Below are 14,871 nucleotides of genomic sequence, written 5' to 3' on the forward strand. Positions count from 1 at the left end.
TTTTACATTGTAAATCGGGCTTTTTTTGACCTATTTTTTACCTCTAAAACTTGTTGTTCTTGATTGAATCAGGCAAGCTCACGGGTTTGTTTATCATCAATCGCTAATGCATTGGGGAACTACACATGTTGAAAAGGCTTAAGTCATTTCTATTTAAAATGGTGTTGATATTGCTGATCGCCCCAGTCGTTTTGGTTGGTTTGGTGAAATATGTCGATCCACCAATATGGGGATGGAAGTTAAGCCGCATTGTTGCGCCACCAAAGAACTATCCAGACAATAGTCAACACGAATGGGTATCCTTGTCGCGCATTTCAAAAAATATGCAGTTAGCGGTGATTGCGACCGAAGATCAAAAATTCCCTCATCATTATGGTGTCGATTTCGAATCGCTATTCGACGTGATTTCCGAGGCTGGTGATAATGGTCCGTCGAGAGGCGCGAGCACCATTACCCAACAAGCCGCGAAAAATGTGTTTTTGTTTCCGTCTCACTCCTACGTTCGCAAGGCTTATGAGCTTTACTTTGCTTTGCTGATGGAGCTGATGTGGAGCAAAGAGCGCATTCTCGAAGTGTATCTAAATGTGGTTGAATTTGGTCCCGGTATTTACGGCGCTGAAGCGGCGGCGCAGAATTATTTTGGTGTCAGTGCAAAGCAACTCTCGAAGTGGCAAGCAGCGCGTTTAGCCGTGGTGTTGCCAAATCCATATCGAATCAAAGTCTATCCACAAAGTGATTACACTGCTCGCCGCACAAGATGGGCGATGAATCAAATGAGCAATCTTGGCAGCGTGCAACTTTAACTCCCTCAATCTATTGCGCTTAAATAGAACTACGCCCCTATATCAATAAAATGTGAAGCGTCACAAGCTTTAGGGCGTAGCCTTTCAGAATGATGTGCTCAGTTTTTCATCCATTTACTATTAGTGTGAATAAAAATACAACACGAATACTGCGCCTATGCGCAACCAATGGACTGAACGATGAAACTGAATCTGATTACGACTACCTTATTGCTTGCATCGGCAAGTGCCATCGCCGAGCCAAACATCACCATTTCGACCACGACCAACAGCCGTGACTTTCCTTTAAATGCAGAGCAGCCTTTGGTTGTGCCCTTAACCAAAGATGGATACACGCTCAAAATTACGGGTGTTGAAGGCGACTGTGTCGCGCCTGATGGCCAGAAGGTCAAATTCAATAAACCTATCGCGCTGAACTGCGGAAAGCCAACGGAACTGCCGTTAAAAATCCGCTTTACTGGCGATTACTCTTTTGCTTTTGATGCGGAAGCGAAAACACTGCGCTTCAAGCGTGAACCTAAGAAAGCCGCGAAGACAGAATTCAAACGCCCAATCCCACAAGTGCAATGTGAGGTTTATCAAGGCGGCGAAGTCACCATTGCGCTGGGTGACAGTTTCCCCGATGGCACCAAGTTGCGTGATGCTTACTCTGGGCAAATGGTCGAAGTAAAAGATCAGCAAGTATCGCTGACGCCAAGCAAAGATTCAGGCGGGTTGGTGCTACTAGAGCCAGTGAAGAAAACCAAAGAAGCAGTATCGTTTGATTATCGCAATGCCAACATTTACTTCGTGATGGTCGACCGTTTCAAGAATGCTGATACGAGCAATGACAACAGCTATGGACGCAAGAAAGACGGCAAAGAAGAGATCGGCACCTTCCACGGCGGTGATCTAAAAGGCGTGATCGAAAAGCTAGATTACATCAAGAGCCTAGGTACAGATGCGATTTGGTTGTCGCCAATCGTTGAACAAGTGCACGGCTTTGTTGGCGGCGGCGATAGCGGCTCATTCCCATTCTACGCTTACCACGGTTACTGGACGCGTGACTTTACCAAGATTGATGAGAACTTCGGTAACGAAGCTGATCTGAAAAAGCTGGTGGAAGAGGCACACAAACGTGGCCTTAAAGTCTTGATGGACGCAGTAATCAACCACACCGGTTACTCAACGTTAGCCGATTTGCAATTTGACGGTATTGAGGTGTTAAAACCAAACGCTGATTTACCGAATAAGTGGGGTGACTGGCAACCAAAAGCGGGTGAAAATTGGCATAGCTATCACCAGAATATTGATTACCAGAGTCCAAACTGGTCGAAATGGTGGGGCGGTGACTGGGTAAGAACAGGTCTACCGGGATACCCAGCTCCGGGCAGCAGTGATATCACTATGTCATTGGCGGGTTTACCTGACTTTATCACCGAATCAGACAAAGCCGTGAAGCCCGCGCAGTGGCTATTGGATAACCCTGGTACTCGCGTAGAGGCGCGCGACAATTACACCGTCTCGGACTACCTAATTGAGTGGCAAACTGATTGGGTGAAACGCTTTGGCATTGATGGTTACCGTGTCGATACGGTGAAGCACGTTGAAGGCGATGTGTGGAAACGCTTGAAAGAAGAGGCTTCAAGCAGTCTTGAGCAGTGGCGCAAAGAGAATGGTAAGTCAGGTCAGCCATTCTGGATGATGGGTGAAGTATGGGGACATACCGCATATCGCAGTCCTTACTTTGAAGATGGCTTTGATGCGTTGATTAACTTCGACATGCAGAAGAAGTTAGACAAAGGCGCGGCGTGTTTCAGCCAAATGGCAGACACCTACCAAAGTTACGCAGATACTATCGCCAATGAAAAAGACTTCAACCCAGTGAGCTACATGTCTTCTCACGATACCGAGCTGTTCTTCTCTCGCTTCAAAGATTACGGCATGCAGCGTAACTCCGCGAATGCACTGCTTCTGAGCCCTGGTGCTGTTCAGGTTTACTATGGTGATGAAGTTGGTCGTAACATTGGTCCTTACGCGGACGATTTCCACCAAGGCACTCGTTCTGACATGGTGTGGAAGCTATCTGATGAGAAGCAAGCGCTGCTCAAACACTGGCAAACTCTTGGTCAGTTCCGTAAAGCGCACCCAGCGATTGGTGCGGGTCAGCATCAAGTAATTGAACAAGAAGGCGCGTACGTGTTCTCTCGCTCGCTTGGCAATGACAAAGTCGTTGTGGCGTTTGTAGGACGTGATAAGTAACTAAACGCTCTTTATGTCGATAAATAAAAAGCCCTTCCTTGAGTTATCAGGGAAGGGCTTTGTTGTTTTAGTTCGCCAGTTCTTGGTCGATGACTTTTTCTAGCTCGTCAAACGGCACATAGCCAGGAATAACTTGATCATTAATGATCAACGCAGGCGTGCCGCGTAAACCAAGTTGCGTGAAATACTGATAGTTTTTATCAAGCAACGCCTTGGTCTCTTTGTCGTCGACAAGCTGCGCTTCTGTCCCCGTTTTTTTCGCGATTTGATTTAAGGAACGTGCGTCATGTGCGCCCGGTTTTTTCACCAATAACTCATGCACTTGTTCGTACTTATCTCGCTGGTTTTGCCAAACATTTAATGCGTAACTTGCCGAGTTGTAGCCGTTTTTCTCGTATTGTTCTTTAAAAGAGACATTGAGGTTAAGCACTTTTACCTGCGGATATTCCTTACCAACTTTGACCAGCTCTCCTTCTAAACGTTTACAAAAAGGGCAGCTGTAGTCTGTTACGTTAATAATGGTTAACTCAGGGTTTTCAGCACCAAAAGAGGAATGTTTGCCATCACTTAGATATTGACGAACCTCCTTCAAGGTGTCGCCAAATGACTGTTGATACGCAATGTACTCTTGAAGGTTTTGGTGCAATGAATCAAGAATTTGAGGGTTATCTTTTAGTATCTGAGTAACTTCCTCTAGCTTTTGTTCTGCGGTCTTTTCTGATGCGAAAGATACGGCAGATACGATAGCCATCGTTAACGCCAAAAGTGTACGAGTGAATGTCATAATATTTCCTAAAACTTTTAAATTTCGTTGTTTGTTATGTGAAGTGAATAAAATATGTACAAAAGTCAGGCAGAAAGGTCTCTCGCCTTGCTGGCTTTATTCTCTAAACACGCAAAGCTTTAGGTGAACCTGATACTTTTCCGGTATCGGTTCTGTGTATTCCAGATAGCGAATTGCTGTGGTTGTCATCGGCAGCGCCACAATCAAAGCAAACAGAAAAAATGGAATAAGAATATGATCAAACTGATGTTGGTACGCTTGAACCAACTTTTCTGAAAGGTCGCAAGATGGTGATAAATTCACGCTTTCATCTTGCTGACTCTGTATTTGGTGAGCCTTTGGGCAGCTTTTCGAGAAACCAGAATTTTGGCTTAAGCATATCATCACCACCCAAAGCACGAGGGCGAGTGTCCATTTGGCTATTTTATATTGTGAGCGTAACAATGGGTCGTATAGTCCTGTTAATTCTGGTTTATGCCGTTTACATATGACCGGACCATCCTAACCTAAATTTCGTGGCTGAATGTTACTTTCGAGTTAATCGATATTGCCTCAATGCCAAAGTATGAAGTACGTCATGAATGTTGTAGAAAGCAATATTCGTCAGAATCATTTTTTGAGTTGATGAAGAAGTCGTGAGCTATCGACATAGATTAATATACCTAATTGTTAGCACAAATTTTTATTATCTTTCAATTGTGATTGAAATCATAAAACAAAACTTCATAACTGAGTCGCGATAATGTTCGGCAGGCGGATTGATTTTGATCATCTCTCTAGCACATTATTCAGGTGAACATATGTGTTAAGTTCCACATGTGTAGGTAATGTTATGAAAATTCCTGTTCAAACTGAGCGTAAAGTTACACTGGGGTGCTACGTTGCTCTGGCGTTTGCGGTTGTGTTCTTTTCTGGCCTGATGCAATCTAGCGAATGGTACGGTGTATTCGACTTTACAACGCTCAATGGCTCTTTCGGCAAGGTGGCGTATGGTGTCACCGAAACGGCTGACGGTGTGCAAGTTGCAACAACGTCGCTTCGCGGTACTGGTGGTAGCGGTGCTCGTGACGGTTTCATTTTCGCACTTACTTTGATTCCAACTGTTATGTTCGCCTTAGGTATGATCAACGTACTTGAGCACTACGGTGCACTTGAAGCCGCTCGTAAGCTTCTTACTCCTCTACTACGTCCTCTAATGGGCATCCCTGGTAACTCTGGTCTGGCTTTAATTGCTTCTCTACAAAGTACCGATGCAGGTGCGGCTATGACGCGTCAACTAAAAGATGAAGGTCACCTAACTAAGCGTGAAACGGACGTATTTACCATGTTCCAGTTCACTGCGGGTGCAACCATCGTGAACTTCTTCTCATCGGGTGCGGTATTGTTCACGTTGACGATGGCTGACGGCTCTCTAGCAGTAACTTCTTCTATTGGTTTGGCGGTTGTGGTGATGTTCGCGTTTAAGATCATTGGTGCGAACCTGTTCCGTATCTACCTAAACATGACGGAAGGTAAAGAAGACAAGCAAGACCAAAACAAATCAGAGAACCTAAAAGAGGAGACGGCATAATGGGTGACGTTAAAGCGAAAAAACCAATGGTGACGGATATCTTCGTCGAAGGTGCTAAGAAAGGTTGGGTGATTGCGACTACCTCTACGGTGCCTAACGTATTGATGGCATTTGTTATCATCAAGGCGCTACAAATCACTGGCGCGCTGGATCTGATGGGCACGGTGTTCTCTCCAATCATGGCGGTGTTTGGTTTGCCGGGTGAAGCTGCAGCGGTATTGATCGGTGCTTGGATGTCGATGGGTGGCGCAGTGGGTGTGGTTATCACGCTGTTTGACCAAGGTATCCTTAACGGCACGCACATTGCGATTCTTGCACCTGCTATCTACCTAATGGGCTCTCAAGTTCAGTACATGGGTCGTATCATGGGGCCAATCGGTACTGAAGGTCGTTACATCCCAGTTATGATTGCAATCTCAGTATTGAACGCATTTGGCGCAATGCTGGTGATGAATCTGTTTGTCTAGGAGTGAGTCATGCAATTCTCTCTAAATGAATATCTAGAAGAGCTACGTCCGCTAATCAATGTGGATTGTGGTACTTACACTACTGATGGTATCGAGTTCATCGCTTCTCAATTTGAAGATAAGTACCAAGCGATGTCAGGTTGGAGCGTAAAACGCATCGACTGTGGCAGAGCGGGTGCTGGTCTTGAAGTTCGAAACAAGCCGGAAGCTGAGCAAATCGACGTGATGCTAATTGGTCATATGGATACGGTGTTCACTGTGGGTACTGCTGAGCTTCGTCCAATGTCTCAAGATGCAGAAAAAGCCTACGGTCCGGGCGTCTCGGACATGAAATCTGGCTTGCTGAACATCGTATACGCGATGCGCAATCTAGACCAAGCGGTGTTGGATAAGCTGTCTATCGCTATCTGCATGAACCCAGATGAAGAGACGGGCTCTCTGGACTCTGTGGATTGGATTCAATCAGTAGCGAAAAACGCTAAGAATGTACTGGTTGTAGAAGCAGCACGTGCAGACGGTGGTTTAGTGAAAGCGCGCAAAGGCATGGCTCGCTACAAAATGACCTTTAATGGCGTTGCAGCTCACGCTGGTAACGAGCCAGAGAATGGCCGCAGCGCAATCACTGAGATGGCGAATTGGATTCTGGCTGTCAATGCAATGACCAACTTTGAATCTGGTACCACATTGAACGTCGGTATTGTTTCTGGCGGTAACGGTGCGAACATCGTTCCGGAACATGCTGAAGCGATCGTGGATGTGCGTTTCTGGAGCAACGAAGAATACGATGATGTCGATAGCAAGCTAAATGGTATGCTGGAAACACCATTCGTTGATGGCGTGAGCATTGAGTTGGTTCGTGAAGCGTATAAGCCTTCTATGGTGCCAAGCCCACAAACAGAAAGCTTAATGACATTAGTTGAAGAAGCGGCAAGTGAACTGGCGATCGACATCAACTGGAAAGAAGTCGGTGGTGGCTCTGATGCAAACAACACGGCGATTCTAGGCGTTCCAACCTTGGATGGCCTAGGTCCTATCCGTGCGGGCTTCCACAGCGATCAAGAGTACTTGTTGCTTGAGTCTATCGAACCACGTATCAAAATGCTGATGCGTGTATTGGAGAAGATTGCTCAATAGGGCATTCTGCTTTTAAAGCTTGGTTCCCAAAGCTTTTGGCTTCCAAGACTTTTTTTCCAATGCAATAATCCCTGGACTTCGGTTTGGGGATTTTTCTATCTGTGTTTCACTTTACTATCATTTCTTGTTATTAATCTTGCGTTCAGGTTCGATTTATTAATATGTTGGAGATAGTCATAAATTTCGGAGGCAACGATGACCACAACAATGTCTGTAAAATCGGCGCCGAAAGACGCCAAAGACCAAACGATGCAGGCGCCAGATGAGAAAACCTTCTGGCGCAAAATGAAAAACTCTGTCAAGAAAGCAGGCGAAGAGATTGCTGTTATGGGCATTAAATCATGGCTTGCGATGGCAGATTCCAATACTTCTGTTCGCCACAAGGCTATCCTAGGTGGCGCGCTGGCTTACTTCGTCCTACCAACAGATATGGTGCCAGACGTACTAGCAGGCGTCGGCTTTACTGATGACATGGCAGCATTGACTCTAGCAGCGAACTCGGTCGGCAATGCCATCACCAAAGAGCATGAAGAACAAGCGAGAGAAAAACTGAATTCGATGGCGGATTAGAAAGAGTATTTCTAGACGCGGAGAAAACAAAAGCCCCGATGTTTCCATCGGGGCTTTCTTTTAGACAGGACTATATAATTTCAGAATGGTAATCGTAGAACGATTTAGGCGTCAGCGCGCTTCAGGTGCACTTCTTCTTCGGCTACGCCTGCCATTGGGTCGTTGAAGCGAGCTTCATCCAATGCACCTTCTGATTTCGCAACGATGACGGTTACAGCACTGTCACCAGTGATATTTACCGCGGTACGAATCATATCAAGAAGACGGTCAACACCCATGATGAGCGCGATACCTTCAAGCGGCAGACCAACTTGGTTCAATACCATAGCAAGCATGACAAGACCCACACCAGGAACACCTGCGGTACCGATAGACGCCAATGTTGCCGTCATGATAACCATTAGGTAATCGCCCATAGTTAAATCAATATTGAAAGCTTGAGCAATAAACGCAGTTGCTACGCCCTGCATGATCGCCGTACCGTCCATGTTCACGGTTGCACCAAGTGGTACTGTGAACGATGATACACGGTTCTCAACACCCATGCGGTGCTTTGCTGTTTCCATTGTCACTGGAATCGTCGCGTTCGATGATGCTGTAGAAAAAGCAAACATGATCGCGTCTTCCATCTTACGTAGGAACGTAATTGGGTTTAGACCTGTGAAACCTTTTAACATTAAGCTGTAAGTAACTAGACCGTGTAGGACAAGCGTACCAGCCAGTACTAAGAAGTACTCTGCCAGATTGACGATCGCGCCCAGACCAAGACCAGTAAATAGCTTCGCCATTAAGAAGAACACCCCATAAGGCGCCAAGTTCATCAAAATCGCGACCAGTTTCATGATCACTTCATTCAGATCAGAGAAGAATGCTGCGATGCGTTCGCCTGGTTTACCCGCTGCACTGATCGCGATACCGAATAGCACGGCGAACACGATAACTTGCAGAGTTTTACCTTCTGCCATTGCGCTGATTGGGTTGGTCGGGAACATATCGATGATCACCTGACCTAAAGATGGCGCTTCGGCTGATTTGAATGAACTTGCTGCCGTTAGATCTGCCCCTGCCCCTGGCTGGAATAGAGTACCCATAGTTAGAGCAAGCGTAATCGCGATAGCCGTTGTCGTAACGTAGAAAGCGAGGGTTTTACCGCCCATGCGACCCAGTGTAGAGAGGTCTTTGAGAGAGCTAGTACCACAAACTAACGAAACAAATACTAGCGGTACAACAAGCATTTTTAAGCTGGCAACGAAGATCTGTCCACCAACTTCGAATAATCCATTAACAATGTATGCGTCGACAAATCCGTTGTCGGCAAAAAGTGTGCGAATTGCAAATCCTGTCAAGATACCCGCAACCATACCTAAAATTACTCGGCTGGTGAGCGACATCGGTTTCTTGGTATTCATGAGAACACTCCTTATAGTTATGCACCTTGAGTTCACTTCAAAGCGGCGAGCAGAGTAGCAGTGGAGTGGGAAAATACGAAAGAATAATCCTCTGATTGATTAATAGATGTGAACCTTGTCACTATAAAAAATAGAACTTTAACTAAATTGTAACGAAATGGCTGGTTGAAAACTTCAAGTTTTAACACTTTTATCGAACATACAACCGATAGAAATGAATTCTTACATTTCGGTTAAATAAGGAATGATGTGCATATCTTCGAGGCGGAAACTGATTTTTGCATAAATAGTTACGGTTTATGCAGTGTGAAATAGGTGATAGGTCGTAATAGGATTTGGATCCAGACGGCGATGCTAATGCTCACTACAGTCAATAGCATCACAGCTCAAGGTTGCGTAATTACGATTTTTTGTAGTGAGATAGTGAGGAGATGCGTTTGTGATCCCAACGCCAATGATTATGTTCGCTTATTCGCATTCCGCCCACCCAGTAACATTGCTTTGCTCGCTTTTGGCCTGCTAAACACGCTTTGCCAAATTCGGTCAGCGTAACTTTTTGTTCCCACCAATTCTTCTCTAATGAGTCGATAGCGAAAAGCGGCACTTCGGATTGAGTCAGTGGAAACAGTAGGGCGTAAAACATGACATCACCTAAAAAAGGTAGCGGTTCAATTTGCTGATACCGCTTGAACCACTCTGTTACAGAGATGGGTGAACGCTGTGAACTCAATACATTTAAAGCAAGCTGTTGAGTCATGCTCAAACCGCTATTGGTATGAGGCAGTTCTTGCAAGAGACGCCTAAGCACATCGGACATGTTCGGTAAGCAATCCAGTTGATGTTGCTCTATCAAAATGACGATAGCTTTTGGTGAGGAACATGACACTGCTTGCCAACACTGCTTTGCTTGGCTCAATAACTTAGCAGATACGGGGTTACGGTATCGCCAGCAAGAACGAATAGCTTCTTCAGGCAACTGCCCAAAGCCGATGAATCGCTCAGTACCCGGGAACTGGTTCAACTCAATGATCTCTATCACTTTGTTCTCTACATTCTCTAACAGTGTTAGAGCACGAATTAGCATCAATTGATCATAGCTGTCATGTTCGACCCAAAAGACGATTCGTTCAAATACATCACTTTGCAACAGATCGAGGTTTGATTGTTCCAATGTGACTATATCTTGAACCGAGTCTTCACGCTTCATCACGGGCAGCAGAGTCTCTACGACATATTGGGCACGAATGGCAAGGAAGTTCTGCGGTGTTGCTGGTATGGGGCCAATACAAAGCGGATCGATCAGGGCTAAAAATGTCCCTTCAAATCCGCTGGCTTTAAGTTGTTGTTGAATGTCGTGGCCACAACGAACGTGTAGCGTTTTTACTTTCGCATCTAGGGGCGGTTTTTGTTCTTTGATGGCTAGTTTGTGCGCTTCTAGCTCTTCGACATGAGCTTTTAGTTTACTCCAACTGGATAAGCCCAGTTCTCTTGCGAGTGCATGTTGAACGTCAGCCAATTGAATTGTATTGGGAGTCAATGACTCTGGTTTGGAGTGAAATCGCTTAACTAACTCCAACGTAGCGTCATCGTATAGGCGGATAGCTTTGAGCCTTTTTTTAGCAATGGATTTTTGCTGATTGATATTGATCGAGAAGCTATTTGTAGAGTTCATATTTCACCTTTCTTATTTCTTCCACACTCGCCTAAATAGAAGCTAAAAAGAAGGTAAAAACAGATTGTGCCTGCTAAACCAAGCAGGTGAGGATATTGCCGTGAACCGAGTTCTTTCCGCGAGTGTTGGGTGCTTTAGGCATGAGCAGATTGATAGTAGGTGGTCGCTATCCTCCGTGCAACCTTTTGTGAGAGTGTAGCGTCACAAAATGGCCGTTTCTCTATATTTAGGGAGAATCAATAGGCGATAACACTAGCGATTCAACTCAATACCACTGTAGCTAGGCTCGAGTTTCTACACTTTTGAGTAAAGTACGATAAAGCGCTTGAGTCGCAGGACCACTTTTGGCTCCTTTGGGTAAAGTGAGGTGCAGCGCAACTTGATATTGATGGGAGTGTTCGATTTCCAATACTTTAATTTTATCGCTCTTGCGGGCTGCGACTAAGTGCGCTGGTAGCCGACAAAATCCAGCGCCTTGCTCTACGGCGTGAAAAGCGTGGTCGAAGTTATCGACGGTAATACGCTGACGTGCGCGTAACCAACCCACATCTCTTTTTGTTTTGTCTGAATCGCCTAAGTCACGGATGACAATTTGGCTGGTGGTTGCAAAATCGTCGATGGAAACATGCGGCTTTTTAGCGAGCGGATGGTGTGCTGCGATTACAGGCAGCATGGTTGTTACGCCAAATGCTTCGGCAGGGTAGTTGGTTATCGGTAAGTTGATGATTGCGATGTCAGCGAGCTCATTTACGACCATTTCGGTTGTTTTGCTCAGTGACGTTTCAACCACTTGAACGGAGGTCGTGTTGTTGTCCTCCAAAAATTGACTGAGTGGTGCATAAAGCCAACAAGGGTCACAAAGATGATCTACTGCGACCGTGATTTGAGATTCCACCCCACTTTTTAACTGCTCGCTGATGACCTCCAGTTCCCGCGCTTGTTCAAGCATGGATTGTGCACGACGCAGTATGGTTTTGCCGTGCTCTGTCAAACCCGCTTTGCGCCCTCGTACTTCGATAAGTTGAATACCAAGTTGGTCTTCTAACTTCCTCACCAAGTAGATCAATGTGGTATGGCTCTTGTTGAGCAGTAAAGCTGCGGATTGAATGCTGCCTTCTTGATTAATCGCTTGTAGCGTTTGCCATTGTTCTAAGGTCGTTTTTAGTCTCATGAGTCAATTTTTTAGACAGTTAATGGCGAAATTATGAACTTTTCTGTCAGTTTTATAAAGGTAATAATCTTGTCATCGAAAACGAGTCAATAAGAAGAGGAGACTCAAGATGGCGAAATTATTGCAAGTTGATTTTGAATTTCATGGTCCGTTTGGTGACGAGATGTCGAATGCTCTGGTCGACTTAGCTAAGTCGATTAACCAAGAGCCGGGCATGATTTGGAAAATCTGGACGGAAAGCGAAAAAGACAAACTCGGTGGTGGTATCTATCTTTTTGAAGATGAAGCCACGGCGCAAGCTTATCTCGAAATGCATGCCGCACGCTTACGAAAAATGGGCGTAGTCGAAGTACGAGGTCAAATTTTCGATATCAATGTGCCGTTAACTACGCTCAATCAAGGGCCTATTAGAGGATAAGGAGATGATGACCAACCGCACTTTTCTAACCGTTCATGGTGTCGTATATACGGTATTCGCTTTTGCGTTGTTTTTTGTACCAACCATAATGTGGCCGATCTATGGAGTACAAATTAACGACCAGTACGCGCTGTTTTTATCGCAGCATACTTCGATCTTTTTAGGTGGAATCGCTGCGGTGAGTTTGATGTTACGTAATGTGGAATCAGGGCATACTGCGAAACAGCTGTTTAAAGCATTATTGATTACTAATGGCTTAGGGGCAGTGATTACTACCTATGCCGGCATTATCGGAGTATTTGTCGGTTTTGGTTGGAGTGACCCAATATTCTTTGTCTTGCTTAGTTGGATTACGTACAAGCAATTAAGAGTGCAATAGAAAAAGCCCTGCTGTTTCTAGCAGGGCTTTGTCATATTTGGTTTAATTAGCGATCTAAATTCAAGTTATGATTCGCTTTTGTACGCGTAGTTATAGTAGCCGTATCCATAGCCGTATGAGTTAGATGCTTTTTTCTCAACTGCATTGAGAATCACACCTTTAACTTCAACGCCTGATTGCTCGAAGCGACCTTGCGCGACTTCAATCTCCTTCAAAGTCGTTTGATCAAAACGAGCGACCATCAGAGTTGTTCCTGCAAGCGCGCCAACAATGCTTGGGTCGGTAACTGCGAGTACAGGCGGCGTATCGATGATGACTAGATCGTATTGTGCAGACATCTCGTCAACAAAGCTCTTGAAGCGAGGGTGCATAAGAAGTTCTGACGGATTTGGTGGTACTTGGCCGCGAGTCACAACATCTAAATTATCAATGGATGTAGATTTAATGATGTTGCTAAGGGATGTCTTACCGCTCAAGTAATCAGAAAGACCGTTGTCCCAACGTAGACCGAAGCATTGCTGCAAATAACCTTTACGCATATCCGCATCAATAAGCAGCACTTTCTGACCGGTTTTCGCAGCGACGGCCGCAAAGTTGGTCGATACAAATGTTTTGCCGATAGATGGTGCAGGACCTGAAATCATAAGAACGTTATTCTTCGCCTCCATCATTGCAAAGTGCAAGCTAGTGCGAAGACTACGTAGAGCCTCAATGGAAAGATCGGCTGGGTTAGCTTCCGCTAGAAGGACTAGCTCATTGTTGCTGCCTTTGTTGCGCTTAAGCTTGTTTGCAAATTCCAGTTGTTGAATAGATTTTGGAACGCTTGCGTAAACTGGCATGCCAATCTGTTCAATTTGATCTGGTGTTTCCACACCACGGTGGAATGCTGCACGAATTAATACGAAAGCAACGCCTGCCATACCGCCAAGCAGTGTTGCTAGCACAACGATAAGCGCTTTTTTCGGCTTAATTGGCTTAGAGAAAGATTGAGCGTTATCTAAGATTCGAACGTTGCCAACTGTTCCGGCTTTAATAATGTTGAGCTCTTGAACCTTGTTCAATAGTTGGATGTAGATTTGTTGGTTTACTTCTACATCGCGTGTCATACGTAGAACTTCACGCTGTGTTTTCGGTAACTTTTGAACTTGTTTATTAAGACGTTCTTTCTCTTTTAGTAGTGTTTCACGTTTATCAAGTAGCGACTTATAAGCAGGGTGATCCTGTGTGAAGCGTTGGCTGATCTCACTTTCTTTGAATGTAAGCTCATTTAGCTGTGCTTCTAACTCAACCATTACTTTCAGCGTTGACTGAGCTTCAAGGCCTAAATCGATAGATTCATTTTCTTGACGGAATCGATTTAAAACGTCTTCAGAAGCGGTCAGTTTTGTTTTGATGTCTGGGAGGTGACCTTTCAAGAACTCGAGGCTTTGCTCTGCCTCTGCAGAATTTCTTTGAACGTTTTGTAAGAAGTAGTTTTGGCTAATGTCGTTCAAGATATCTTGAATCTTAGCGCGGTCTTCACCAGAGAAGCTTAAAGATATAATCCCGGTTTGCTTACCACGTTCGCTAATCGATAAGTTTTCTTGAAGTTTATTAATTGCATCTAATTTACTGATTTTGCTGACCGTGAATGAGTCACCAGTTTGAGCCACAAGTTCAGTCGCCAAAAATTGGTATCCATTCTTCTCAAGCAGTTCACCAACTTTACCTTCTAAAATGACGTTATTGTCATCTTCTAAGAGCCTGAACGTCTGTTTTTCAGAATCAATAACTTCAAGAGTTAAAGGAACGCCAACTGCGTAAGAAGGAGCATTAAATCGTGAAACGCTCAGACTGATTTGCTCACCTTGTAGTCGAGCTAGGCCTTTACCAATAATTGGCATGTAGTTTGGAGAAACGACAGTCGTTAAGTTGAACTTATCAACAGTACCGCCCAAGATCATACGAGATTTGATGATCTCTATTTCTGTTGTCGCTGATGATTCTGCTGAAAACAGCTCTCCCATATCACCAACCATCGCTGAAATACCACCTGAACTCTTACTTTCGATTTGGATAAGAGCGTCAGCTTTATAGATAGGTGTTGATAGAATGGCAACGCCGACGCCTATAATTGAAAATAGGACTACGGTACATAGAATGAGCCATTTGGCATCGAGAATGATCCCAAATAACTTTCCCAAATCGATCTCATCGTCGGCTTGACGTGATTGCTTAATAGTTTGTGTTGTCATTACTTTAACTTCTTAAATA

General features: G+C 44.8%; 14 protein-coding genes. 8 read left to right on the top strand and 6 right to left on the bottom strand.

Annotated features, from left to right (window positions below; translation table 11 throughout):
- Positions 1-125: 125 nt before the first annotated feature.
- Together mtgA and NL626_RS16735 are read left to right on the top strand one after the other, a co-directional pair.
- On the top strand, positions 126-803 hold the full coding sequence (gene mtgA / locus NL626_RS16730; RefSeq protein ID WP_062855380.1) for a monofunctional biosynthetic peptidoglycan transglycosylase: 678 nt from the start codon (positions 126-128) through the stop codon (positions 801-803).
- 180 nt (positions 804-983) lie between these two features.
- Positions 984-3,044: an alpha-amylase gene (locus NL626_RS16735; RefSeq protein ID WP_080607903.1), complete on the top strand. Its 2,061-nt coding sequence runs from the start codon at positions 984-986 to the stop codon at positions 3,042-3,044.
- Between the two features lie 67 nt (positions 3,045-3,111).
- On the opposite strand, the gene NL626_RS16740 is transcribed toward NL626_RS16735, so the two are convergent.
- Both NL626_RS16740 and NL626_RS23005 read right to left on the bottom strand, forming a co-directional pair.
- A complete protein-coding gene (locus NL626_RS16740; protein ID WP_253657556.1) occupies positions 3,112-3,828 on the bottom strand; it encodes a DsbA family protein in 717 nt (238 codons plus the stop codon).
- Positions 3,829-3,924: 96 nt separating this feature from the next.
- Positions 3,925-4,212 (bottom strand): hypothetical protein, encoded by a 288-nt coding sequence (locus tag NL626_RS23005; protein WP_367618283.1) that lies wholly within the window; start codon positions 4,210-4,212, stop codon positions 3,925-3,927.
- 448 nt (positions 4,213-4,660) lie between these two features.
- Here NL626_RS23005 and NL626_RS16750 point away from each other — a divergent pair, with 448 nt between their 5' ends.
- The 4 genes from NL626_RS16750 (at position 4,661) to NL626_RS16765 (ending at position 7,569) form a co-directional block, all read left to right on the top strand.
- Positions 4,661-5,398, top strand: coding sequence for a nucleoside recognition domain-containing protein (locus tag NL626_RS16750; RefSeq protein WP_005374846.1), 738 nt, complete (start codon positions 4,661-4,663; stop codon positions 5,396-5,398).
- On the top strand, positions 5,398-5,865 hold the full coding sequence (locus NL626_RS16755; RefSeq protein ID WP_005374849.1) for a YjiG family protein: 468 nt from the start codon (positions 5,398-5,400) through the stop codon (positions 5,863-5,865). The genes NL626_RS16750 and NL626_RS16755 overlap by 1 nt, the downstream gene beginning before the upstream one ends.
- A gap of 9 nt (positions 5,866-5,874) precedes the next feature.
- Positions 5,875-6,999, top strand: coding sequence for a M20 family metallopeptidase (locus NL626_RS16760; RefSeq protein ID WP_253657558.1), 1,125 nt, complete (start codon positions 5,875-5,877; stop codon positions 6,997-6,999).
- A 195-nt stretch (positions 7,000-7,194) separates the two neighbouring features.
- Positions 7,195-7,569, top strand: coding sequence for a YkvA family protein (locus NL626_RS16765; protein WP_253657559.1), 375 nt, complete (start codon positions 7,195-7,197; stop codon positions 7,567-7,569).
- Between the two features lie 104 nt (positions 7,570-7,673).
- Here the strand turns inward: NL626_RS16765 and NL626_RS16770 are convergent, their stop codons facing one another.
- From NL626_RS16770 to NL626_RS16780, 3 genes are all read right to left on the bottom strand, one after another.
- Positions 7,674-8,978: a dicarboxylate/amino acid:cation symporter gene (locus tag NL626_RS16770; protein ID WP_017820133.1), complete on the bottom strand. Its 1,305-nt coding sequence runs from the start codon at positions 8,976-8,978 to the stop codon at positions 7,674-7,676.
- Positions 8,979-9,378: 400 nt separating this feature from the next.
- Positions 9,379-10,650, bottom strand: coding sequence for a DUF1835 domain-containing protein (locus tag NL626_RS16775; protein WP_253657560.1), 1,272 nt, complete (start codon positions 10,648-10,650; stop codon positions 9,379-9,381).
- 280 nt (positions 10,651-10,930) lie between these two features.
- On the bottom strand, positions 10,931-11,821 hold the full coding sequence (locus tag NL626_RS16780; RefSeq protein ID WP_213969262.1) for a LysR family transcriptional regulator: 891 nt from the start codon (positions 11,819-11,821) through the stop codon (positions 10,931-10,933).
- 109 nt (positions 11,822-11,930) lie between these two features.
- Between NL626_RS16780 and NL626_RS16785 the strand changes: the two genes are divergently transcribed.
- A complete protein-coding gene (locus NL626_RS16785; RefSeq protein WP_005374871.1) occupies positions 11,931-12,239 on the top strand; it encodes a monooxygenase in 309 nt (102 codons plus the stop codon).
- A gap of 7 nt (positions 12,240-12,246) precedes the next feature.
- Positions 12,247-12,618 carry a hypothetical protein gene (locus NL626_RS16790; RefSeq protein WP_158156064.1) on the top strand — a complete coding sequence of 124 codons (372 nt, stop codon included), beginning with the start codon at positions 12,247-12,249 and terminating at the stop codon, positions 12,616-12,618.
- Positions 12,619-12,683: 65 nt separating this feature from the next.
- Here the strand turns inward: NL626_RS16790 and NL626_RS16795 are convergent, their stop codons facing one another.
- The gene (locus tag NL626_RS16795; protein WP_005374875.1) at positions 12,684-14,852 is read right to left on the bottom strand and encodes a polysaccharide biosynthesis tyrosine autokinase; all 2,169 of its coding nucleotides are present in this window, start codon (positions 14,850-14,852) and stop codon (positions 12,684-12,686) included.
- Positions 14,853-14,871: the final 19 nt, after the last annotated feature.

The sequence above is a fragment of the Vibrio sp. Y58_MX_L22 genome (assembly GCF_024181865.1).
Classification (GTDB): Bacteria; Pseudomonadota; Gammaproteobacteria; order Enterobacterales; family Vibrionaceae; genus Vibrio; species Vibrio alginolyticus.